The sequence below is a fragment of the Nocardia sichangensis genome (assembly GCF_047200615.1).
Lineage (GTDB): Bacteria > Actinomycetota > Actinomycetes > Mycobacteriales > Mycobacteriaceae > Nocardia > Nocardia sichangensis.
Genome location: NZ_JBJZOK010000011.1, coordinates 13,345 through 33,657 on the forward strand (window position 1 = coordinate 13,345; position 20,313 = coordinate 33,657).

The 20,313-nt window shown below is 64.4% G+C and carries 23 protein-coding genes; 16 read left to right on the forward strand and 7 right to left on the reverse strand.

Going from position 1 to position 20,313, the window contains the following annotated elements; all coding sequences use genetic code 11:
* Positions 1–738, forward strand: a complete 738-nt coding sequence (locus tag ACL03I_RS17080) for an HAD family hydrolase (RefSeq protein WP_412806444.1) — start codon at positions 1–3, stop codon at positions 736–738.
* Here ACL03I_RS17080 and ACL03I_RS17085 read toward each other — a convergent pair.
* Positions 735–2,066, reverse strand: a complete 1,332-nt coding sequence (locus tag ACL03I_RS17085) for a hypothetical protein (protein ID WP_412806445.1) — start codon at positions 2,064–2,066, stop codon at positions 735–737. The two genes, ACL03I_RS17080 and ACL03I_RS17085, sit on opposite strands and share 4 nt — an antisense overlap.
* A 277-nt stretch (positions 2,067–2,343) precedes the next feature.
* On the opposite strand from ACL03I_RS17085, the gene ACL03I_RS17090 reads away from it, so the two are divergent.
* From ACL03I_RS17090 to ACL03I_RS17120, 7 genes are all read left to right on the forward strand, one after another.
* Positions 2,344–2,544: a hypothetical protein gene (locus ACL03I_RS17090; RefSeq protein ID WP_364434632.1), complete on the forward strand. Its 201-nt coding sequence runs from the start codon at positions 2,344–2,346 to the stop codon at positions 2,542–2,544.
* Positions 2,541–3,023 (forward strand): DNA-directed RNA polymerase subunit beta, encoded by a 483-nt coding sequence (locus ACL03I_RS17095; protein WP_412806446.1) that lies wholly within the window; start codon positions 2,541–2,543, stop codon positions 3,021–3,023. Before ACL03I_RS17090 ends, ACL03I_RS17095 begins: the two co-directional genes overlap by 4 nt.
* A gap of 538 nt (positions 3,024–3,561) precedes the next feature.
* Positions 3,562–4,428, forward strand: a complete 867-nt coding sequence (locus ACL03I_RS17100) for an aspartyl/asparaginyl beta-hydroxylase domain-containing protein (protein ID WP_412806447.1) — start codon at positions 3,562–3,564, stop codon at positions 4,426–4,428.
* Complete coding sequence (locus tag ACL03I_RS17105; RefSeq protein WP_412806448.1) at positions 4,425–5,291, forward strand: nucleotidyltransferase domain-containing protein; 867 nt, start codon at positions 4,425–4,427, stop codon at positions 5,289–5,291. The genes ACL03I_RS17100 and ACL03I_RS17105 overlap by 4 nt, the downstream gene beginning before the upstream one ends.
* Positions 5,291–5,860, forward strand: a complete 570-nt coding sequence (locus tag ACL03I_RS17110; protein WP_412806449.1) for an SLOG cluster 4 domain-containing protein — start codon at positions 5,291–5,293, stop codon at positions 5,858–5,860. Before ACL03I_RS17105 ends, ACL03I_RS17110 begins: the two co-directional genes overlap by 1 nt.
* A 41-nt stretch (positions 5,861–5,901) precedes the next feature.
* Entirely contained in the window at positions 5,902–6,414 is a 513-nt protein-coding gene (gene pyrE, locus ACL03I_RS17115) for an orotate phosphoribosyltransferase (RefSeq protein WP_412806450.1), read from the forward strand.
* A complete protein-coding gene (locus ACL03I_RS17120) occupies positions 6,401–7,063 on the forward strand; it encodes an HAD family hydrolase (protein WP_412806451.1) in 663 nt (220 codons plus the stop codon). The genes pyrE and ACL03I_RS17120 overlap by 14 nt, the downstream gene beginning before the upstream one ends.
* 15 nt (positions 7,064–7,078) lie before the next feature.
* On the opposite strand, the gene alaS is transcribed toward ACL03I_RS17120, so the two are convergent.
* The 3 genes from alaS to ACL03I_RS17135 all read right to left on the reverse strand — a co-directional run bounded on the left by alaS (position 7,079) and on the right by ACL03I_RS17135 (position 11,149).
* Positions 7,079–9,751 (reverse strand): alanine--tRNA ligase, encoded by a 2,673-nt coding sequence (alaS, locus tag ACL03I_RS17125; protein ID WP_412806452.1) that lies wholly within the window; start codon positions 9,749–9,751, stop codon positions 7,079–7,081.
* 166 nt (positions 9,752–9,917) lie between these two features.
* Complete coding sequence (locus tag ACL03I_RS17130) at positions 9,918–10,283, reverse strand: DUF397 domain-containing protein (RefSeq protein ID WP_412806453.1); 366 nt, start codon at positions 10,281–10,283, stop codon at positions 9,918–9,920.
* 2 nt (positions 10,284–10,285) lie between these two features.
* The gene (locus ACL03I_RS17135; protein ID WP_412806454.1) at positions 10,286–11,149 is read right to left on the reverse strand and encodes a helix-turn-helix domain-containing protein; all 864 of its coding nucleotides are present in this window, start codon (positions 11,147–11,149) and stop codon (positions 10,286–10,288) included.
* A gap of 177 nt (positions 11,150–11,326) precedes the next feature.
* Here ACL03I_RS17135 and ACL03I_RS17140 point away from each other — a divergent pair, with 177 nt between their 5' ends.
* The 8 genes from ACL03I_RS17140 (at position 11,327) to ACL03I_RS17175 (ending at position 15,567) form a co-directional block, all read left to right on the forward strand.
* Positions 11,327–11,602, forward strand: coding sequence for a hypothetical protein (locus ACL03I_RS17140; RefSeq protein ID WP_412806455.1), 276 nt, complete (start codon positions 11,327–11,329; stop codon positions 11,600–11,602).
* Positions 11,599–11,760 (forward strand): hypothetical protein, encoded by a 162-nt coding sequence (locus tag ACL03I_RS17145; protein WP_412806456.1) that lies wholly within the window; start codon positions 11,599–11,601, stop codon positions 11,758–11,760. Before ACL03I_RS17140 ends, ACL03I_RS17145 begins: the two co-directional genes overlap by 4 nt.
* Positions 11,760–12,230, forward strand: coding sequence for a hypothetical protein (locus ACL03I_RS17150; protein ID WP_412806457.1), 471 nt, complete (start codon positions 11,760–11,762; stop codon positions 12,228–12,230). Before ACL03I_RS17145 ends, ACL03I_RS17150 begins: the two co-directional genes overlap by 1 nt.
* Before the next feature lie 3 nt (positions 12,231–12,233).
* The gene (locus ACL03I_RS17155; RefSeq protein ID WP_412806458.1) at positions 12,234–12,689 is read left to right on the forward strand and encodes a DUF4254 domain-containing protein; all 456 of its coding nucleotides are present in this window, start codon (positions 12,234–12,236) and stop codon (positions 12,687–12,689) included.
* Positions 12,689–13,126 carry a DUF4254 domain-containing protein gene (locus ACL03I_RS17160; protein ID WP_412806459.1) on the forward strand — a complete coding sequence of 146 codons (438 nt, stop codon included), beginning with the start codon at positions 12,689–12,691 and terminating at the stop codon, positions 13,124–13,126. Before ACL03I_RS17155 ends, ACL03I_RS17160 begins: the two co-directional genes overlap by 1 nt.
* 103 nt (positions 13,127–13,229) lie before the next feature.
* On the forward strand, positions 13,230–14,336 hold the full coding sequence (locus ACL03I_RS17165) for a nucleoside hydrolase (RefSeq protein WP_412806460.1): 1,107 nt from the start codon (positions 13,230–13,232) through the stop codon (positions 14,334–14,336).
* Positions 14,336–15,226 carry an SAM-dependent methyltransferase gene (locus ACL03I_RS17170; RefSeq protein ID WP_412806525.1) on the forward strand — a complete coding sequence of 297 codons (891 nt, stop codon included), beginning with the start codon at positions 14,336–14,338 and terminating at the stop codon, positions 15,224–15,226. The genes ACL03I_RS17165 and ACL03I_RS17170 overlap by 1 nt, the downstream gene beginning before the upstream one ends.
* Positions 15,223–15,567, forward strand: coding sequence for a hypothetical protein (locus ACL03I_RS17175; RefSeq protein ID WP_412806461.1), 345 nt, complete (start codon positions 15,223–15,225; stop codon positions 15,565–15,567). The genes ACL03I_RS17170 and ACL03I_RS17175 overlap by 4 nt, the downstream gene beginning before the upstream one ends.
* A gap of 80 nt (positions 15,568–15,647) precedes the next feature.
* Here the strand turns inward: ACL03I_RS17175 and ACL03I_RS17180 are convergent, their stop codons facing one another.
* The 3 genes from ACL03I_RS17180 to ACL03I_RS17190 all read right to left on the reverse strand — a co-directional run bounded on the left by ACL03I_RS17180 (position 15,648) and on the right by ACL03I_RS17190 (position 20,151).
* Entirely contained in the window at positions 15,648–16,121 is a 474-nt protein-coding gene (locus ACL03I_RS17180; RefSeq protein ID WP_412806526.1) for a DUF6083 domain-containing protein, read from the reverse strand.
* 374 nt (positions 16,122–16,495) lie between these two features.
* Complete coding sequence (locus tag ACL03I_RS17185; RefSeq protein ID WP_412806462.1) at positions 16,496–17,710, reverse strand: restriction endonuclease subunit S; 1,215 nt, start codon at positions 17,708–17,710, stop codon at positions 16,496–16,498.
* 125 nt (positions 17,711–17,835) lie between these two features.
* Complete coding sequence (locus ACL03I_RS17190; protein ID WP_412806463.1) at positions 17,836–20,151, reverse strand: restriction endonuclease subunit M; 2,316 nt, start codon at positions 20,149–20,151, stop codon at positions 17,836–17,838.
* Positions 20,152–20,313 lie beyond the last annotated feature (162 nt).

The following is a 20,313-nucleotide window of genomic DNA, read 5'->3' on the forward strand; positions in this document are numbered from 1 at the left end:
ATGGCTGAGACACGGGCAGGGCTGATCATCTGGGATGTGGACGGCACGCTGATTCCGGCGGACCTGCGCTGGCTGCGGCGAGCAGTAGCCCGGACCTACGACATCGAAGAGTCGGCTGTCGTGTTTCCCGCTGCGCGGATACATGGTTACACCGACGAGTCCATCGTCGTGGACACGGCCATAGCCTCGGGCGTCGCCAGCGAGACCGCCGAAGAAGGATTCAGCCGGTACGCTGACGTGCTGATGCAGGTCATGAGGCAGGGAGAGGCTGAGCTCGCCCGCGACCAGGCAGCGTATCCGGGTGCCGTGCAAACTATCGCTACTTTGGCGGAGCACGGGTACGTCCAGACGGCTCTCACCGGGAACCTCCGTGTATCGGCCGAATTCAAACTGACCGTGGCGGGCCTGGACTCCCACCTCGACCTCGAAGTCGGTGCCTTCGGCTCAGACGCGCGGGAACGGTTCGACTTGCCCGCGTTCGTCGCCGACCGGTATCAGGCGAAGTACCGGCACCCCATTGAGCCTGCGCGGACCGTCATCATCGGCGATGCGCCGAATGACATCGCCACCGCTCGGCACGCCGGATTCGGCGTTGTCGCGGTGTCGCACCGGATCACCTCCGAGGAGCTGTGGGAACACTCGCCAGATGCGGTCGTGGACCGGCTGGATCCCGACGAGGTACTCGAAGCTATCCGTTCGGCACAGACGATCCGATCAGCCGCGAAGCTCGATCGCTAGGCGGAGGTTTCGCCTACTCGCTCCATCAACGCGAGGACCGGCTTCTCGTTCTGCCATGGAGCCATCTTCTCGATTGCGCGTTGCGCACGTTCGAGTCCACGACGATTGCCCATGGTTGCCAAATCCTCGTAGGTCTCACCGAGTACCCGGCATCCCTCGTCCAGTTCTCCTGACAGCGCGTACGCGCTGGCGAGGTCGACGCGCGCCGCCAGGGCGACGTTAGGGCTGTCCATCTCGGGCGAGTCCAGCGCGGCGGCAAGGGCGGCGATAGCGCGTTTCGGTTGCCCGAGGAGGAGCTGGCAGGTGCCGACGTAGACTTGGATCCGGGTGCTGTTCCAGTCGCTGAACAGGCCGGAGCGGTTGTCTTCATCGATGCTCTCCGCGGCGCGCTGAGCGCGAGTCAACGCTTCCTCGCATTCATCCCGAAGGTCCAGCACGGCGTAAGCCTGCGCCTGCTCGGCGCCGATTCGTGCTCGCGCCGCAGGTGGCAAGAAGGCGGCGAGGCCGGCTGCCTCATTGAGTACTCGGAGCCCGATGACCACGTCACCATCCGAACTGATCAACGTCGCTGCATCCGACCGGAGATTGCTCTCGAAGATTCGTGCGATACCGCCCAACGTCTTGTCTTGGAGCTGGTCGGCAAGCTTGCGGGCGAACGCGGCATGGGTGAGTGCCATCGACCGGTCACCGATGGCGCTCCACACCCGGCTCGCCACAACGGATGTCTCGCCCAGCAGCGCCCCCGCCCGCCGTTTGATCACATCGTCGCTCGCAGCTCGAAACAATGACGCGACAGCATCTCGGTGAGCCTCGATCGGGCCGATGAGCGCATCGGGTGCCAAACTCTGGCGCTGACCAGCCAGCAGATCGGTCACGGTAGCGAAACTGCTGAGAGAACTTCGCGCCGAGCGCGTTCGCATCAGTGCCGAAGCCTCTTCCACGTCCAACACATCGATTGCCGTGTGATCGGCCCCGACCAGCACCGAGCTGCTGATCGGTGCGACGTCAACTGTCGACGCGGAGGAGTCACCGCCCCCGGCCAACGGAAAGTCCGTACTCACCGACGCTGACTCGGGGGCCGTGGCCGGGTCAGCGCTGGGCACATCACCGGTGTTCGAGTCAGCCTTGCTTCTACGCGCAGCTTTCGGGTGACGTGCTCGCCAGGCGGCTTCGCCTTCGGCCACGATCTGCTCGAACCGTTCCCGGTCTTCCGGTGTGGCGCGTTGGGCGTAGGCGGTGTCCAGGATCTCTTGGGTGTGCGCGCGGAGTCTGACCGCGCTCAGCCCCGACTTCCAATTGCTGATCGTGGTGCTTTCGACGCCGAGCATCGTGGCGAACTGCCGGATCGGTTGTCGCATAGCCTCTTGCAACACCGCAGCTTCGAAGCCGGTCCATTCCCGCGCTCGTATCATGCGGCCCCCCTTATTCCCGCTCCTGAACTGGGAAGTGCCTACGGTACGCCTACGCTACGCCAACACTGTGCGGTTCCTTCCGATACCGCTGGCGCGCCACGATTTTCACCAGGAACCCATTCCTGGGAGGCCGAGGCACAACCGCCCGATCCGACTTCCCTCAACGTTGGAAACGCTATCAGGGAGGCCGCGCATGAACGGCAGCAACGAGCCGAACTCACTCCCGCCCGCGGCGAGGCAGGCCGAGCTGGGCGAGTCGGCCGGCGCCCTCGCCGAGACCGAGATCCCTCGCGCATTCGACTGCTCACTGTCGACCCTGGTCAGGCAGCTCAACGCGATGACGATCGCCGGATGGGCGACCAGGGTTACTGAGCCGTCCGGGGAGTTGCGATGACGCCGATCAGCACGCCGGTGCAGCCGAACACCGAGTCTCCGCAAAGCCGGTCCGAGTTCTACCGCCGCATATGTTCGTTGCCGACCGTGGTCGACCCGCAAACGGGGCGGATCACGATGAAGGCCGGGTCTCTCGTCGGAGCGGTGATGATGCCGACCGGACTGGCGCTTCGGGTCAAGAACAGCCTCGATCTGCGTAGTGTCGCTCCGCTGTCGATCATCGGCCACCCCCGCGCAGGGATGTGGACCTTCCTCGTACGAGCCGACATACGGCCTATCGCCGACCCTGCCGTCATCGCCCAGCTGTGGCACGCCCGGGTGGTAGTCATCCGCGACGGAGACATCGCCCTGCCCTCGCCCGTCCCGGACCCACTGATGATCCGCACCTGGATCTCCCCGGCAACCGGCACCTTTCGGCCCTTCGGCGAAGTGGTGATTGAGTGCGCCCGAGCACTCCTACCTAGGACGGCTCGGCAATGAAACCCGACAGCAGGCAGTCGCCGTGCCCGGACGAACCCCCGACCGCCACGTGGACGTATCTGATCCGCTCCGACATCCCCGCCACGATGACCGCGGCTGAGGCCGCCTTGTACCGCAGCCGCCGGATAACGGTGCTCGGCAACGGCGACTTCGTGGCGCTGCCGTTCGCGAGCCGATCAGGGCTCGGAGTATCGCGGATGGATTGCCATCGCGCACTTGGTGTTCCGTACCTCCGGGCGTGCGGTGCTGTATGCGGTGCACCCCTGCCTGGCCCCGACCCGCCAGCCCGCGTTATGAGCACCACCGCGTTGTCGCCCCGAGCGCGGAGCACTTCCCCAACACCAGCATCCAAAATGCGGTCGCCTTGGCCTGTGCCCTGGTGACGCCGACACGCACCATTCCCCCGTTAGGAGCCCCGCATCATGAAACTGGTTCCCGTTCAGCAGCTTGGTTCTGTTCTCGCCGCTGCTGGCATGCTCACTCTCGCCGCGTGCGGATCACCCCATCCCACCGATACTCGGGGAGTAGGCGGGTGGCGATGATAGCGAAATCCGTGTCTGGTCTTGGCAAACTCGTCGGGCAGATCGCGTGTCTGGATCGAGTCGAGGCGACCACATTGGATCGAATACGTCACGAGGCGTTGACAGTTCCCGACGATCGAGCGTGGGTGGCCGAGTACGGGGAGTTCCAGTCCGGGGGTTGGTCGACGCTGTCATTGATCAACGATTCGGGCGACCCCCGTGACGTGCGAATCACTGATTGTTCTCCGCGAGCGACGACGATGCTCGAGCAGATGCCGGTCACACGGGAGTTTCTGCTCTCGTTGGGATTTCGCTTCATGTGGGCCCGGCTCGCGCGACTGAGCGCGCACTCGTTTCTGTGGGAGCATCGCGACTATCAGGAACTCGACAGCTCGGCCCGGGTGCGGTTGCATGTCCCGCTGGTGACCAACGCTTCGGCTGTCCTGGTCACCGCCGGTACCCGAGTCCGACTACGCGCCGGGCGGATCTGGCTGTTGAGACCGACTCACGCTCACGGCGCGGGCAATCTGCTCGGCCCCGACCGATACCACCTGCTGCTGGACTGCTACCTCGATGACCGACTCACCGAGGCGGTCGATAATGCGTGGCTGGAGGCCGATGACGCCGAACCCATGCCTTCCGCCACGTCCGAGGAACTGACGCGGCGGTTCGATCAGGCGCTATCGCTGGCCGAGCTGGGTTACCCGTCCACGGCCGAGAAGCACCTGCTGCGGCTGTTCTACGAACGCGCCCTCCCTGAAGGGCATGTTTACGACCTGATCGCGGAGCTGTACGCCCGGCTGGGCGACACCGAGGCCGCGCAACGGTGGCGAACGAACAAGCGCACGATGCTCGGCGAGGTCGCACCGGAGGTCCTCGCATGAAGACTCCCGGCCTGCGTACCCTGCTGGAAACAAACCGCCCTGATCAGTTCGCGCTGCTCGAGGCCGCGACCGAACTATTCACGCGCAGTGACGCGGTCACCGAGCTGCTGGTGCGCGGCTCGCTGGCACGCGGCACCGCGGACCGCCTCTCGGATGTGGACTTCGTGGTGGCCGTCGAGGACGCGAGGTTCCCGCAGTTCGTCTCAGCGCTGGACCCGCTGATCGGGACCGAACTCGGTGGCATCCTGCCCGGATGGCGCGACACGATCGTAGGCGACATGGGCGGGCTCGGATATGTGTTCCTGCTCGTGTGGGCCGATCACCTCCAACAGCTGGACCTCTACGCCGTTCCGGCGAGCCGCCTGGCACGAGTGCGCGAACAGTCGCTATGCCAGACGATCTTCACCCGCGACCCCGAGGCCACCCGTACCGTCGATGACGAGACGACGCGGTTCGTCACACGCGCGGCGCACCACCCCCCCGACTGTGAGAACCTGCTGATCGAAGCCCTGGTGATCGGGTATCTGATCCGCAAGCGAGTCACACGCGGGCAGGACTTCGTCGCCTATTCCGAGGGGTTCCTGTTCGACACAGCGGTCAAGAACCTGATCAAAACCGCTCTCGCTCCGTCCTCGTCCTACTACGGCTGGTACCAACTGCACGAGGAGATCGGCAGAACTCCGCTCGGGCGCGACTGCCTCGAGCATCTGACCGCGTTGGTGACCGCGCCACCGATCCCCACGCTGGCCTCTGTCACCGAAGGCTTGAATCGAGTGATCGCCGTCGCGGAGAGAACGGTCCCGGAGATCCTGCAGACCCACCGTGACGCGATCGACGCCTACCGCCGCTACATGGAGCTGTGATGAGCCATACCAATAGAACTGCCTCGTTTTTCGGTGGCGTAGTGCCGGGCTCGGTCGCCGATCTCGAACTCGCCTACGGCATCGGCGACGCCCTGGGCGCGGCGGGATTCGTGCTCCAGCACGGCGGCTACAACGGGCTGATGGAGGAAGCTGCTCGCGGAGCCGCAGACCGGGGCGGACAGGTGGTCGCGGTTTCCTTGGACGGAATGGAGTGGGGCGAGTTCAACCCCTATATCTCTTCCTCTGTGCATCTGCCGACGATGGGTGAACGGCTGCACCGGTTCCTCGACGGCGCTGATGTGGTGATCGCGTTAGGCGGCGGGGTCGGAACCCTGCACGAACTCACCGCCGCGCTGTGGTACGCGGGCAACATCCGCCCGGTACCGGTGTGGCTGTGCGGGCCGACCGCGCTGCGGCTGGCCGCGTTCCTGCGCGAGGAGCGGTGGCTGTTCGAGTCACCGACCCGGCCCTTGTCGTTCCTGTGCGAGATCGCCGATCTGGAGGGATTCACCCGCGCGTTGTCAGCGCTCGTCGCGGCTCCGTCTGCGGTCTCGGCTGGTGTCCGATGACGGTCTCGGCCGGGCTAGTGGCTCGGATCCGGGAGTCCGCGATGCGCAAGGGCGGTTTCGTGCTCGCCTCCGGTGAGGTCCTCGACGAGTACTTCGATCAATACGCTCTCGCTGCGGCGCCTGAGCTGCTGGCCGAGGTCGCTGCGGCGATGGCGGGCCTGATTCCGACTGATGCCGATGTGATCGCCGGGGTCGCGCTGGGCGGTGTGCCGCTGGCGGTGGCTGTGTCGGCCGTGACGGGCATCCCGGCCGCGTTCGTGCGTCCCGAACCAAAAGCGCACGGCCTACGGCGTCAGGTCGAGGGGGAGATCGCGGTCGGTGCCCGCGTGGTGGTGATCGATGACGTCGTGCGCACCGGAGGACAGGTCCACCGCGCGGTGGACGCGCTGCACGGCATCGGCGCGCACGTGTTGACCGTGGTGTGCGTCCTGGACCGTCGTCTCGGGGGCGGTGAGTTACTGCGCGCCAACGGAATCGAGCTGCGTGGCCTGCTAGACCCGGAGGAGCTGGTATGTGTGCCCCGGCGCGGGGAGGTGTCGGATGCGCTCGGGTGAGCGCCGGTATGCCGCCCTGTTCGACCTCGACGGCGTGGTCATCGACGGTCGCGTGGCGACGCTGGCGGCGCTGCGTGCTCTGGCGCAGACGTGGTCGATGAGCACGGTAGAGGAGAGCGTGCTGGGCCAGTGCGCCGCGATGCCCCCGGTGCAGGCCCTGGAGATGTTGGGAGTGCCTGATCCTCGTGAGGTGTATTACCGACACTTCGACGCGGCGCTCTCGGCCGCGGTGAGCGAAGGCGTGCTTGTGTTCGAGGCCGTCGTCGCGGCGATGTCGGCATTGGCCGCCCACGGTGCCGGTATCGGGATCGTCACCGCCCAGGCGCGCAGCCGGATCGAGTTCTGGATTCCCCCCGCCGTGGCCGACCTCACCGACGTCCTCGTGGCCTACGAGGACGCGGTCCCCAAGCCGGCGCCCGATGGAGTACTTGCGGCGTGTGCTCGGCTCGCAGTACCGCACGATCGGGCGTTCTTCCTCGGCGACTCCCCGACCGATATCGCGGCCGGACGCGCGGCGGGGGTGTTCACCGTCGGCGCGGGATGGGGATTCACCGGACCGGATGCGTTGCGGGAGGCGGGCGCGGATCTGGTCCTTGACAGCCCGGACGAGGTCGGCCCCGAGCTGCTGTCGCATCTCGGGGCCGACTGAACTGGCTACGGCGGGTCAGGGCGTGGCTTTCTGACCGACTGTCTCGCGCACCAGCCGCAGGGCCTCGCTGGTGGCGAGCGGGTCGGTGCCGCCGCCCTGGGCGATGTCGGGTTTGCCGCCGCCGCCGCCCTTGAGGGCCTTAGAGGCGACGCGCACCAGGTCACCGGCTTTGAGCCCGCGCTCCTGCCCGGCCTGGTTGACGGCTGCGACCACGATGGGCTTGTCGTTGGACAGTGCGGTCAAGACGACCACCGACGCATCGTTGCCGAGATACTTGCGCACGTCGAGGACAACGCTGCGCAGCTCTTCGGTAGTAGCGGGCTCGGACAGGTGTTCGGCGACGACCGCGACACCACCGATCGAGGTGGCTTTGCCCGCGAGATCCTTTGAAAGATTCCGCAGCAGATCGGCCCGGAAGCGGCCGAGCTGCTTCTCGGCGTCGCGGAGCTGCTTGACCAGTGCGGCGACGCGATCACCGATTTCCGGGGTCGGCACATTCAGGATGTCGCTCACCTTGACCGCGAACGCGCGTTCCTTGGCAAGGTACCGGTAGGCATCGATACCGACATAGGCTTCCACCCGACGCAGACCCGACCCGACCGAGGACTCACCGATCACCGTCAGCGGACCGACCTGCGACGAGTGCCCGACATGGGTACCACCGCACAGCTCTCGCGACCACTGCCCGCCGATCTCGACCACACGGACGTCTTCGTCGTAGGTCTCGCCGAACAACGCCAAGGCACCGATCTCGCGGGCCTTCGGCAGCGGCATGTACTCCACGGCCACGGGCAGGTCACGGCGGACGGCGAGGTTGGCTACCTCCTCGATCTCGGTCCGGGTCTCGGGTGAGAGGCCACCGGTCCAGGAAAAGTCCAGGCGCAGGTACCCGGGCTTGTTGTAGGAACCGCTCTGCAAGGCGGTCGGCCCCAGGACCTGCCGCAGGGCCGCGTGCACGATATGGGTTCCCGAGTGGGCCTGGCGGGCACCGAGCCGCCATTCCGGGTCGACCTTGGCCAGCACCGACGCGCCCTCGGCGATCTCCCCGCGTCGGACCTTGACCTGGTGGACCCAGAGCTTGCGGGCGATCTTCTGGACGTCGAGGACCTCGAGGTCGACGCCATCGGCGGTGATCACCCCGGCGTCGCTTTCCTGTCCACCGGCCTCGGCGTAGAGCGGGGTGCGGTCCAGGACGAGTTCGACGATGTCGCCCTCGGCGGCCGAGCGGATGCGTTCGCCGTCGCGGATGAGACCGCGCACAGTGGCCTCGGAGGTGAGTTCGCCGTAGCCGGTGAACTCGGTGGGGCCTTGAGCGAGCAGGTCGCGGTAGACCCCGGACTCGCCGTGCCCGCCGGACTTGCGGGCGGCGGCGTCAGCCTTGGCGCGGGCGCGCTGCTGGGCCATCAACTCCCGGAACCCGGTCTCGTCCACCTTCAGCCCGGCCTCGGCCGCCATCTCAAGAGTGAGGTCGATCGGGAAGCCGTAGGTGTCGTGGAGCTGGAAAGCCTTATCGCCGGGCAGGACTCGGACGTCGGCCTTGCGCAGTTCCGAGGCAGCCAAATCGAAGATCGCGGTACCCGAACGCAGGGTTTGAGTGAAGGCGGCTTCCTCGGCGACAGCGACGCGGTCGATGCGCTTGTGCTCGTCCTTGAGTTCGGGATACATCGGGCTCATCGCCTTGACGGTGCGCGCGACCAACTCGTGCACGACCGGATCGTCCGACCCAAGGAGTTTCATCATGCGCACAGCTCGGCGAAGGATACGGCGCAGGATGTAGCCGCGTCCCTCGTTGGAGGGGGTGACGCCGTCACCGATGAGCATGACGCTGGTGAGAATGTGATCGGCGACCACACGCAACCGCACATCCTCGGTGACCCCGGCACCGTACTTGGCTCCGCTGAGTTCGGCGGCCAAGTCGAGGATTTGGCGGGTGGTATCGATGTCGAAGATGGTGGGCACATTTTGCAGCAGCAGGGCCATGCGTTCGAGACCGAACCCGGTGTCGATGTTCTTCGACGGCAGGTCCCCGAGGATCGGATACCCCTCCTTGGCGGGGCCTTCGCCTCGGATGTTCTGCATGAACACGAGGTTCCAGATTTCGAGGTAGCGCTCGTCGTTGGCGACCGGCCCGCCCTCTTGGCCGAAGTCGGGTCCGCGGTCGAAGCAGATCTCCGAGCACGGCCCGCACGGGCCGGGCACACCCATCGACCAGAAGTTCTCGGACATGCCCAGGCGCTGGATACGGTCCTTGGGCACCCCGACGTCGCGACGCCAGATCTCCTCGGCTTCGTCGTCATCGAGGTAGACGGTCACCCACAGTTTGTCCTCGGGTAACCCGAGCCCGCCATCACTGATCGAGCTGGTGAGGAACTCCCAGGCGTAGGGGATGGCCTTCTCTTTGAAGTAGTCGCCGAAGGAGAAGTTGCCGAACATCTGGAAGAACGAGCCGTGACGGCTCGTCTGGCCGACCTCTTCGATGTCGACGGTGCGCACACACTTCTGCAAGCTCGTGGCCCGCTTATACGGGGCGGGCGCCTCGCCGAGGAAGTAGGGCTTGAACGGTGCCATACCCGCGTTGATCAGAAGCAGGGTCGGGTCATCAGCGATCAACGATGCTGACGGTACGACGGTATGGCCTCGCTTCTCGAAGAAGCTGAGGGCGCGGCTCCTGATGTCGGCCGAGTACATAGACGCCTTCCAGACTGGTCGAGGGATGTCACAGCCGCCCCGAGTAGGCGAGCTGGATCAAGCATCCATCGTAAGGCGACCAGGTTCGACCGGTTTTAGCGCCCTGCGTCCGCCGTAGGAGAGATTGTGCAGGCCCGGCAGACTGGATCGACCAACTGTTCGGAGGTCAGGGTGCCGTGAACTCCCCATCAACGATGCCCTTGGCAAATGCGTCCATTTCGTCAGGTGTGAAATCCAGTTCGGCGTCTGGGCTGCTGAAGGTCGCCGCGCCATCAGGGTGAATAGTCACTCGCATAGTCTCACCCACCGCGAAGGAGGACATGCCGACTGTACGGTCACAGACCTCGGCCCACAGGCTGATCGGTATCTCAATCTGAGGCTGTGGCGTTCCGTGGTTGGCTGGGTTTCGGCGGAACTTGGTGTCGCGGACAAGGATGGCGTCGCCATCGATCTTTACCTCAACGCACGCGCCACCGTTGTTGCCGCTGAAGGTGCTCGTTGTCCACTCACTCAGCCGGATATTGGTGGTCATCCTCACTCCATGTTCTTCATCTTCATGATCCGACTCTGAATGGCGCTTGCCGTGTCCTCCGCTGAGAGCGCTCTATCTGTGAGTCGATCCGCGATCAATGCATACAAGTCTACGTCGGCGCGTTCTTGCAGGTAGAGGGCACCGGTGTGGTACTCGATGTAAGCGATCCCGCGAGCATCGGTGAAGTTCAGCAGGATGAACGGGTTCGATAGCCCGTCGTGATTCCCGACTGCTGTAGGGATGACGCGCAGGTCGATGTTCGGCAAGGTCATCAGTTCGAGGACATGCTCGAACTGCTCGATCATCACCGTCGGGCCGCCAAAGGGCCGATCCAGTACCGACTCCTCCACGACCGCGCTGATCTGGAGCGGCTTGTCGTCGTCAGCCACCCGTTGCCGGTCGATACGTGCACGAGCGGTCTGAGCGACATCCTTGGCGGGTATGTGGAGGCTATCGCCAACCACGGCTGTGGCGTAGTCGAGTGTTTGGAGCTGACCGGGAAAGAAGCTGTTGGTGTACTCGAATTGCCGCTGGGCCAGCTTCTCAAGGCCGACGTACAGCTTGAACCAGTCGGGCCAAACGTCGTCGTTGCGCGTGGACAGGACGCCGTGGTCGGCGCGGACCGCCAGCGAGACCACCCACTCGACATCTTCAGCGGGTGCGTTGTAGAGCCGCATCAACTGGGCGACATGGTCGGCGCTCTGGGCAGTTTCGCCGCTCTCCATGTAGCTCAACTTGCCCGACGTGAAGCCGATGTGCTTCGCGGCGGCTTGCTGCGTAACGCGCGCGCTGGTTCTCGCTGCTTTGAGCGCGCTTCCAACGAGGAACCGCAGGGCCGACGCATCTGATAGCTCGTCGTCGCGCATCCGATCCTTCCGTCCTTGCCCGATGCTTCTGCCCAAACTACCGCATCGAATTGACCTGAAATCTAGCGCAAAACTCAATTTTAAGTTTAAATCCAATTGTGACTTCAAACGCGGGTTGAACTCTCTTCCCAAGCTCAGAGGCGGTTGGACATGCCGAAAAGAAACAGTGAGCGATCGTTGACCGGCGATGCTCAGATCGGGCATCAGGCCCGTTGCGTTGGCCAGGGCCAGTGGGTGGTGAGCTTCCTACCTGGCCGGACGCTGTCGAAGAACCAAGCGAGCGCCGCTCTGCGGGTGGCCGAAGAGCTGGACGCCATGCGCGGCTATGCGGCAACGCTGGGTTTGACGGTGCTCGAACTCGTCGGGTTGGCCATGATGGACAACTCGGCGGAGCGGCTGTGGTCGCTCGGCGACGCCGCGCAGGCCCTCTCACGGCTGGGCCGGGCACAGTGACCGGCGAGCAGGCCGTGGCCTCGGCCGCGGCAGTCGCGGCGTTCAGTGCGGGAGCCGCACGAGGACACGAGGCCGCCGCCCTCGAGCTGGCAGAACTCGATGCCGCTCTGGACGCGGCGGCATGGCCCATGGTTGAGGTTCGGGCGGTGGTGCGGTGATGTTCGAGAGATGTCACAGTGCGCGGGAGGTCGCCGAGGTGTACCGGCGGCGCGGGTTCATCGTGTCGTGCGCGTTCGATCGCGTGTTCCTGGTCGCGTCGCTGAGGGTGGGTGCGGTGGTGATGCCCGCGCCGCTGGGTGGGCGGGTGCGGAAGGCTCTGCTCGATATGGGCAAGTTCGCCTCGGTGCCCGTCCTGACCCATGCCCGCCCGGATCGGGAGTGGGTGTTCCTGGTCGGCCCGGCCTGGGGTGCCGGATTGTCGACGCCGACGGTGGCGAGCCTGGAGACGCGCGGGGTGCGAGTGCTCGACGCTGGGCAACGGATCTGGTTGCCGATGACCGATCACCCGACCGGCTGGCATTGGATCTCGGAGCCGGTCGACGCCACAGCGATCCCGTCGCGCACCAGCGTGGCGTGCCGTGCCCGCGACCTTCTCGCCCCCGCCCGGTCGTCGCGGGCGCGGAGGTGAGTGATGGCCTTCACCCCAGACGACGATGCGAGGGTGCTGCCCTCGGGGGAATCGCTGCTCTTGGCTATTCGCGGCCATCACGTCGACGCGCACCGGCTGACGCGGTTCGCCGCCGAATTCGGGAGGCTCTATCACAGCTCACCAGGGTGGTTGGGGTGCGGCTGCCGTTGCCGCAGTGGCGAACTCGTTCTCGCTGTCGATACGTGGGCGGCCATGCATCTGCCGGTGCCGCATTCGGGGGCGCGGTTGCACACCGAGACTCTCGGCGCGGTCATCGACCGCCTCGCTCGTAGCCAGATGCGCGCCTATCACCTGTTGATGACTGTGGATGATGTGGCAGATCCGCAGGTGCACGCGGCCTGGTATCGGCTGGCGGAGCTGGTGGATGGCTACACCGATCTCGCCGACGCGCTGACGCAGCGGTCGGTGCGGTTGCCCGCGCTCGGAGACGGTGGCTGATGAGACCTGTGCTGCCGGGCAAGGACGAGCTGCTCATGGCCTGCCGGGGCTTCCCGCTGCCCGTCGACGACCTGGTGCTGAACGCGGCTGCCGAACTGGCCGTGCTGCATCAGCGGCGTGAACAGACAGCGTGGGAAGCGCTGGCGGTGATCGACGCGCCCCGCGCCCGGTTGATGGACACCATCGACACCTGGGTTCAGGTGGTGATCCCGGAACCGGTCTCGGGCGCGCGGGTCCACACCCAGACGATGGGTCAGGTCATCGACCGGCTCGCCCAGTTGACCGCCCACATCTACACCGCGCTGGCGGGCGCCTCCGAAGAGGTGTTCTGGCAATCAGCGGAAGTGGTCGATGACCTCGCCGTCGCCTACGCCGACCTGGTCGAAGAACTCCTCGCCGGTACCCGCCGCTTACCGATGACCACCACCTTGGCGTAGCGCACCACTCGGCATCTCGCTCGGTCCTTCCTTACCTGCACGCGGCTTCGGCTTGAGGTCGCCGTGTGGACATCACCCATCCATTTCCTGGAGGGAGCACCCCATGCCCGAAACACCTGATTGCCGCCCCACCGCATGGCCGGTGACGACCGTGATCCGGTTCCCGCTGGCCGGTGACCCGCGCCGCACGGTCACCATCCGGCCATTCGTGCAACCACAACCCATACGGCACAACCTGTTTCACCCCGATGAAGGAGAACCGAACATGCCCGACCATGTCCCCTCGACCGACCTGTGGACCGCCCAACCCGAACCCGAACCCGACACTGGTGGCCTCGTGATGCTGTCGACCGACATCGCCTATGACCCGGACGATTTCGTGGCGTTGGTGCTCGCGGCGCGGCTGGTGCCACCGAGCCAGCTGGTCGTGGTCACAGCGGATGAGGTCGGCGGCCTGCGCGCACAGTTCGCCCGCCGCGTGCTGGACTGGCTCGACCGCGGCGAGGTACCCGTCGTCGAAGGTATCGACCTGGGCGGCAAGCGCCGGTTCCTGCCCGATCCCGGCCAGCAGATCCCCGCCTACATACGCCCGACACCTGAGGAACGTGAGAACCGTCATCACGCGATGATCGATGTCCTCACCGACGTGATCGCCTCGGCCGAAGGTCCGGTGCGCTGGGTGGGGTGCGGTCCGATGGCCGAGCTGGCCGCGGTGCTCACCGCCGCACCGGAGTACGCCGAGCAGTTGGTCGTCACCCAGATGGGCGGCTGGCTCGGCCACTATAGGGACCTCACCCGCTCGTCCCATAACTTCCACACAGACATGAGTTCGGCCGGCCTCGCCCTGCGAGTACTGCCCCGCCCCAGGTTGGTGCTCTCCGAGCACACCAACCATCCCGCGATCCGGGTGACCGAGGACTGGGCGCTGCTCGATGCCCTGAACGCCGATTCCGCTCCGGAGTGGGCGCGATGGCTGTCCACGCATTTCCACCGCTGGTTCGCCGTCAAGGACGGCTCCTGGATGCACGACCCACTGACCCTGTCTGCCGCCCTCGGCTATCCGTTCGTCAAGTTCACCAGCGAGCGCATCCGCATCGGCCACGACGCGCGCCTGTACCGCAACCCGTACGGACGCCCGATGCACGTATCGACCGAGGTCGACTACGAAGCGTTCCGGGACTGGATGCAGTCGGTGGTGACGAACTGGTGATGTGCCCCACTTGCGGCCAGACAACCCAACTGGCCTGTGACCCGGACACGATCCGGGCGCGTGAGCGAGCGGTCAACGCCGAGCTGTCGGGGCCGACCCACGCTCGCGTCCTCGATGCTCTGCTGCCCGCCGACCTCGACCGTCCTTACGACCCCGACCAGATATCCGGCAAGGACAACTTCGCCTGCGACCGCGACATGACCGCCCTGTTGGACCGTCGCGCGCCGGGATTCCGGGCCAGCGTCCACGCCGGGCACATGTTTTTACTGCGCGCGGTAGCGGAGCTGGCGCGGGCAGGGGTCTCGCAGTTCGTGGTCATCGGGTGCGGATTTCCGCGCAAACGCAACGTGCACACCGTTGCCCGCGAAATCAATCCGGCCGCCCACGTGCTCTACCTCGATGACAGCGCGTTGGTAGCGGCACACGGGCGCGCCTTGCTCATGGCCAAATCCCGGTTCACGCGGGCCGACCCGGGTCACCCAGCCGCGATCCTGGCCGCCATCGGCCAGCCAGGCTGGCTCGACCCCCGCGAGCCGATCGCGCTGGTGTTCGGGTCGCTGGTCCTGGAACAACTCGACGCACCCGGAAAGGTAATCGCCGAGTTGGTGGCCGCCCTGGCCAGCGGGTACGTGGCGATGACCCACATTTGCACCAACACCGTGACCGACGTAGCCCGGCGCGCAGCCGCCGTCTACACCGAGCACAACCTGACACTGCGGCCCCGCACGACCCGCGACGTCACGACCATGCTGACAGGGCTGGAATTGCTCGGCCCCAGCCTGACGGTCGCCCAGGACTGGACCCCCGGCCACGCCACCAGCCCCGGCACGGGTGACGGGAGCTGGCGCTGCTGCTGGGCCGCACTCGGAACATGGGGAGCGACCCGATGAGACCCGAGGACCTACCAGAGCGCGGCGGCCGTGACGCGGCCCGGATCGCCCACCGCACCACACTGCCCGCGATCCAGGACAGCAGCATCGCCGATGCCATTTGCGCGGTCGATCCCGGCGACCTCAGTCCCGACGACGCGATCCGCACCCTCAGCGTCCACCACCACTGCCCATCGCCCTGTCGTCCGCGTGAGCGTGCTTTGTCTGTACTGGGCACCGAATACAGTGTGGCAACGCCGGGCGTGCATCGGCCCGCGTGTGCACTGGATGAACTGGACCGACGGCTGGCCGAGTTGATCCGCGAATACCTACGCCAAGTCGCGGAGCGCGCCGACCGGTAACCGCAGCCGCGACACAATGAGCCCCGGACGGCACCACCGTCCGGGGGCCTCGCGGCACACGCATTGCCAACTATGGGCTGTCACTGGTTCTGCCTGGCCGTCCAGTCCCTGCGATTGCCGCGCCATATAGCGAGCAACAATGTGCCGTCTTCCGGAGCTCGTTTAGCGGGGCAAACATCGAAGTGGGTGATCCTGCATTCGTCTGTGGGGTTGGCACCGCCCAGGTTGACCGCTGTGCCGTCCCCAGCGACGCGCCAGCGCTTTCCTGGAGGGATCTTCGAAGTCGGGTAGGCACCAGGTTCAAGCAGTAACCAGCGCCCATGCAGTGTGCGATGCCAGGAGCATTCAGTCTCGCAGTACTTGCAAACGCTCGGCGTACCTTCTCTGGGGTCAGCTGCTGGTGCGACACGGAGCTGGTCGACTGTTAGCTCGATGTCGATCTTCTCCGGTTCGCGGTCGGGGAAATTCACCGCCTCGTCCCAACACCTATCGCAGGCAACCGTCCGGAGAGGAACAGGTCGTTCCTGCGCTCCCTCGCTCGTCCCACAGACCATGCACGCCAAGATGCTCACAACTGAGATGCTCTCACGATTGCATTGTTAGCCAAAGGCTTTCCTCTAGAACAACTCTCGTTGCTTCATCAACTCACAGTGGTCCGCAGTGGTCCCGGCCTGGCGGGAGCGTGCAGGTGCGGCAATGATGCGGGTGGAGCCCGTCGGGCCTCGCATCTTGACCGAGCTGACTGCCGAGGGCGGGCAGATATCGGTGTGCACCGTCGGACGGCATCTGCGTCGGCGGGGCTGCACAGAAGTCCGTTCCTCTACTCATCCGAAACGAACGACCGTGCCCCGCAATCCCTCCACGCCTGTCGGCCCGGACATAGGTGCACGTGAACGTCAGGAAGGTCGGCCAGGCCCACCACACCGCTTCACCCGCCAGCGATGAGAACCTCGGTCTCGGTAAATGCTTTCTTTTCTGCCTCACTCGCAGCTGCACGGAGTTTCGCAGCCTCTTCTTGGGCAGAGACCCAGAGATCAGCGATGTGGTTCTGCTCCGCGATCGGTGGAATAGGTACCAGCAACTCACGAACATCGGAACTATTGATGGTCGCCAGGTTGGTCGTCTTCTTGGCTCTGCGCCGGAAATGTCCTCGACTCGGAGCAGTTTGCATAAAAGCCATCAGGTATTGCGGCAGCAAGGCATCCTGGTTCAGGCGTGCCCGGAGTACGTGATTCTGGTGCACGCAGTCTTCGATTTCTCCGCCCCACAACGCTGGTCGGCCTACGAGTTCAGCGGAGTTCCCCTCGCAGAACAGGATATCTCCGGGCTCGAGGCGATATGTGTCCATCTGCGCATCGGGGACATCGATGTACTTGATCTCCCGGAGGTCGAGGTAGGCATCCTGGACGTTGGCGACTCGCAGGTAAGGGCGGCCATTCTTGTCCGGCCTGTTACGCGGGCTTTTCTGGATACCGTAGCTTACGAGAGAAAGTTCAGGATCACCGAGCGGCTTGACTGGATAACAGCTCTGCAACTCGTCGCTGATACCTTGAGCCACTGCGGTAGCTGCGAAGACCGACCACCGAGTTGCCCGGTGTGACGGGATAACGAATGGCTTGGTAATGGGTGCGACATCGGGGGACTTCAGGTCCAGCAGGCGGGTGATCTCGTCGACGGCGCCCGCGAGGGCATCGGCGGCCTTCCTTCGTAGACACATGGCTTCGCTGACATGTTGCATGTGCCGCTCCACAATTGCCCGCTGGTCATCGATAGTGGGAGCAGGGATCGGCAAGTCCTCGAACATCTCGGCCGAGACGCGCTTTCTGCCACTATGCCCGACGACCAGCGCCTCGACCTGCGACCGGAAAACCTGTGTGCGGCACAGTAGACGAACAAAATCAGGAATTACCCGGCCGACTGCGTTGACGTCGTAAATGGGATATTCGTTGGTGAAAGCGAGCGACCCGAACTCGTTCGGAACAACGCCGATGGCCCCATTCCTTATATCAATCCTGGAAAAAACAACATCCTGTGGACGCGCCAGGTATGTCGTGCCCTGGATCGTGGTCGTATCCGGTCGCCGACTGATGCTCCCGTCGAAGTGGATAGAGCCGTACCGAAGAGTTCCGTCGCTTACTTCCACGCGCCGTTTCGCCACATCACCGAAACGGACGATTTCGGACGCTGGCCTAAGCCAGCGACCGGCGAGTATATGTTTCACGTCCCATCGGGCAAGGGCAGCCGACGGCACCACACGGATAGGTGGCATCAAATCGCCCTCGCGGTCTGTTGCTCTGCTCCCGACAGGCTCCGTGAGACCTCCTCGGCGAAGCCCGCCTTTTCATTCTTGAAGCGGCGGTAAGCGGCCACGATCTCCGGCAGGTCGTTGGGAACATGCAGCCCGGTTTCGCCGGTGCTCGTAATGCCCGCCGATTCCGCTTCGGCCATGAAGACCGGATACGAGGTCAGTTCGCGCGCTCGGTTCCGAGTCATTTCAGCCTCGCGCCGATCCAGCTCCCGCTCGGCGGCTAGTGCCTGCCTGTCGAGATCCTTTTGACGTTTTTGATCACCAGGCAAGAGGGACTCCTTCAGCCGCGTCTTCAGCCCACGGATCGCGACGGGGTCGCGCTTGGTTGCCGCCTCCAGCGCGCTGATCTCGTCCACCAGGTCGGCCAGGTCGTCACGATCGAAAATCGCCGCCCTCCGACGCATGTCGGCGACCTCCTGGCGCTGTTCTACGAGCGCGCTGGCGGCCTCGGCTCGCCCGGTCTCCAGCGCGGCCTCCCACTCCTGCTCCTGCTGCTCAGTAAAGCGTTGGAGAAACACCAAGCTGGTCTTCACCGTAGCCTTCGAGGACGCGAACACATCTTGCGGGACCGAAACCACCGCCAGCAACCGCGCACGACCCTCGACGTACTCGCGCAACCATGCCAACGACGGATTATTCAAGATGCCGTCAGGGAGGACGATCCCCATTCGCCCACCCTTCGCGAGCAAATTGAGACAGCGCTCTATGAACAGTTGCTCAGTCGGGCGATTCGGGCGAACCTTGGATGATTCCGGCGGCGCTGCTATCGGGTCTCTCCCGATATCAAAAAGCTCAAGAATAGTACGGCGCTCTTCGGCGGCCTGGACCATCCGGTCATGGGCAGCCTCCCACTTACGGCCGTACCGACGCCGGTAGAGGCGAAGTATATCGGGATCGAGCTCGACTCGCGTTTGTTCGGTTGCGCCCACTATCTGATCTTTGCCAACGTTGGCACCGAAAGGTGGATTGGTCAGGACGATATTGAAATTTTCCTCAAAGATTCCGTTCACATCCAGGAGGCCATCGTGGTAGTGGATACCACCATGGCCGTCGCCGTGCATGATCATGTTCATCTTGCTGGTCCGGGCGGCACGAGCCTCTGCGTCTGTGCCAAAGATGCAATTGTGGGCGATTTTGTGAAGCCGAGCCTCTTTATCGGTCACATCGAGGTGTCGATTATAGGTGGCCTGGATCTCCTCCAGCCGGGCCACAAGCTGATCGTCGCTCCATCCCTCTGCCTCCGCGTCCTTCTCTGCCTGTTCGGAGGCTGCGGCCTTTTCTACCTGAATCTCTCGTTCAAGGCGTTCTCGCAGGTGCTCGAAAACGCGGATCAAGAAGCCACCGGTGCCGGAGGCGGGGTCGCAGACAACCTCACCCTCCTCCGGGTCCAGCATTTCCACCATGAAATCGACGAGAGGGCGAGGCGTGAAGAACTGGCCCAGTTCTCCACGGAATGTTTGCCCAAGAAACCGTTCGAACGCGATACCTTTGACGTCGTCTCCCGTGTCGGAGAGGTTGAACTTCTGTAGTTTCGAAACGATTCGTTTGAAGGTCGCCAAAGAAACCTTCAGCGATTCATTTTTGCCGAACAGTTGATCTGCGCGGTAGAAACTCTTAGTGTTATCGAACATTTGTGTAAGGATCGCTGGGTCATCGTCCTTGAGGAGGCCCACCGCAGCGATCTGCTTGAGGCGGTCTATCGTAAAAATTTCAGAAGTTCCCTGGCGCTCATAGGCCATTTTTATGAAGAGAATCTTCGAGATCTCATCAAATGCCGCACCGGGGTCCATCTTGTGATTATCCCGCAGAATTGAATGGCATTCGAAAAGCAGCCTCTGGAACTCATCACGAGTGAACGTCTTCGTGGACTGGCGAATCTCTTCCAGGCGTTTGGCGTCACCCAGCTCATGGGCTTGCGGGATTCGTGTGATCTCGATCCGTTCACCTGGCGCGCCTGGAATCAAGCGGCAGTACGCGGTTTCCTTCGAGTTGTGCATAACCAGGAATTCCGCCCCTACTGCGCGGGCGTAAGACTCGCCCTGTCCGTAGTCGTCGGCGCGGATCGGAATGTTTTCGGCCTTCGTCTCGACGACGATTCGCCAGTCCCGGTTCTGTTTGGCAGCTTCCACCGACTCGGCGATAACGACATCTGCCCGTGTGGCCCCTCGTCCCCGCTGAGTACGCACCTCTTGGCGCATCTGTTCGAGAGGAAACTTCCACTGGGTGTGGAGACGGTAGATGAACTCCTGACGGACCATTTCCTCAGGCTTCTTCATCAGCCAAGCCCGCTTCAAGGGAGCCCAGACCCAGGAACCTTCGATGTGGAGAGGGTCATCACTGCCGCCGTAGGGCTCGCTCGGCCGTCGGGATGGTTTGCTCCCACGTGCAGGCATGTGTTCGCCGACTCCTCTCGCAATTCGACTTGGTCCCAGGTCATC

What these genes read in the sequence shown, in the direction of transcription:
- ACL03I_RS17080 (WP_412806444.1), top strand. Translation starts at nt 1, where the DNA reads ATGGCTGAGACACGGGCAGGGCTGATCATCTGGGATGTGGACGGCACG.
- ACL03I_RS17085 (WP_412806445.1), bottom strand. Translation starts at nt 2,066, where the DNA reads ATGCTCGGCGTCGAAAGCACCACGATCAGCAATTGGAAGTCGGGGCTG.
- ACL03I_RS17090 (WP_364434632.1), top strand. Translation starts at nt 2,344, where the DNA reads ATGAACGGCAGCAACGAGCCGAACTCACTCCCGCCCGCGGCGAGGCAG.
- ACL03I_RS17095 (WP_412806446.1), top strand. Translation starts at nt 2,541, where the DNA reads ATGACGCCGATCAGCACGCCGGTGCAGCCGAACACCGAGTCTCCGCAA.
- ACL03I_RS17100 (WP_412806447.1), top strand. Translation starts at nt 3,562, where the DNA reads ATGATAGCGAAATCCGTGTCTGGTCTTGGCAAACTCGTCGGGCAGATC.
- ACL03I_RS17105 (WP_412806448.1), top strand. Translation starts at nt 4,425, where the DNA reads ATGAAGACTCCCGGCCTGCGTACCCTGCTGGAAACAAACCGCCCTGAT.
- ACL03I_RS17110 (WP_412806449.1), top strand. Translation starts at nt 5,291, where the DNA reads ATGAGCCATACCAATAGAACTGCCTCGTTTTTCGGTGGCGTAGTGCCG.
- pyrE (WP_412806450.1), top strand. Translation starts at nt 5,902, where the DNA reads ATGCGCAAGGGCGGTTTCGTGCTCGCCTCCGGTGAGGTCCTCGACGAG.
- ACL03I_RS17120 (WP_412806451.1), top strand. Translation starts at nt 6,401, where the DNA reads ATGCGCTCGGGTGAGCGCCGGTATGCCGCCCTGTTCGACCTCGACGGC.
- alaS (WP_412806452.1), bottom strand. Translation starts at nt 9,751, where the DNA reads ATGTACTCGGCCGACATCAGGAGCCGCGCCCTCAGCTTCTTCGAGAAG.
- ACL03I_RS17130 (WP_412806453.1), bottom strand. Translation starts at nt 10,283, where the DNA reads ATGACCACCAATATCCGGCTGAGTGAGTGGACAACGAGCACCTTCAGC.
- ACL03I_RS17135 (WP_412806454.1), bottom strand. Translation starts at nt 11,149, where the DNA reads ATGCGCGACGACGAGCTATCAGATGCGTCGGCCCTGCGGTTCCTCGTT.
- ACL03I_RS17150 (WP_412806457.1), top strand. Translation starts at nt 11,760, where the DNA reads ATGTTCGAGAGATGTCACAGTGCGCGGGAGGTCGCCGAGGTGTACCGG.
- ACL03I_RS17155 (WP_412806458.1), top strand. Translation starts at nt 12,234, where the DNA reads ATGGCCTTCACCCCAGACGACGATGCGAGGGTGCTGCCCTCGGGGGAA.
- ACL03I_RS17160 (WP_412806459.1), top strand. Translation starts at nt 12,689, where the DNA reads ATGAGACCTGTGCTGCCGGGCAAGGACGAGCTGCTCATGGCCTGCCGG.
- ACL03I_RS17165 (WP_412806460.1), top strand. Translation starts at nt 13,230, where the DNA reads ATGCCCGAAACACCTGATTGCCGCCCCACCGCATGGCCGGTGACGACC.
- ACL03I_RS17170 (WP_412806525.1), top strand. Translation starts at nt 14,336, where the DNA reads ATGTGCCCCACTTGCGGCCAGACAACCCAACTGGCCTGTGACCCGGAC.
- ACL03I_RS17175 (WP_412806461.1), top strand. Translation starts at nt 15,223, where the DNA reads ATGAGACCCGAGGACCTACCAGAGCGCGGCGGCCGTGACGCGGCCCGG.
- ACL03I_RS17180 (WP_412806526.1), bottom strand. Translation starts at nt 16,121, where the DNA reads ATGGTCTGTGGGACGAGCGAGGGAGCGCAGGAACGACCTGTTCCTCTC.
- ACL03I_RS17190 (WP_412806463.1), bottom strand. Translation starts at nt 20,151, where the DNA reads ATGAAGAAGCCTGAGGAAATGGTCCGTCAGGAGTTCATCTACCGTCTC.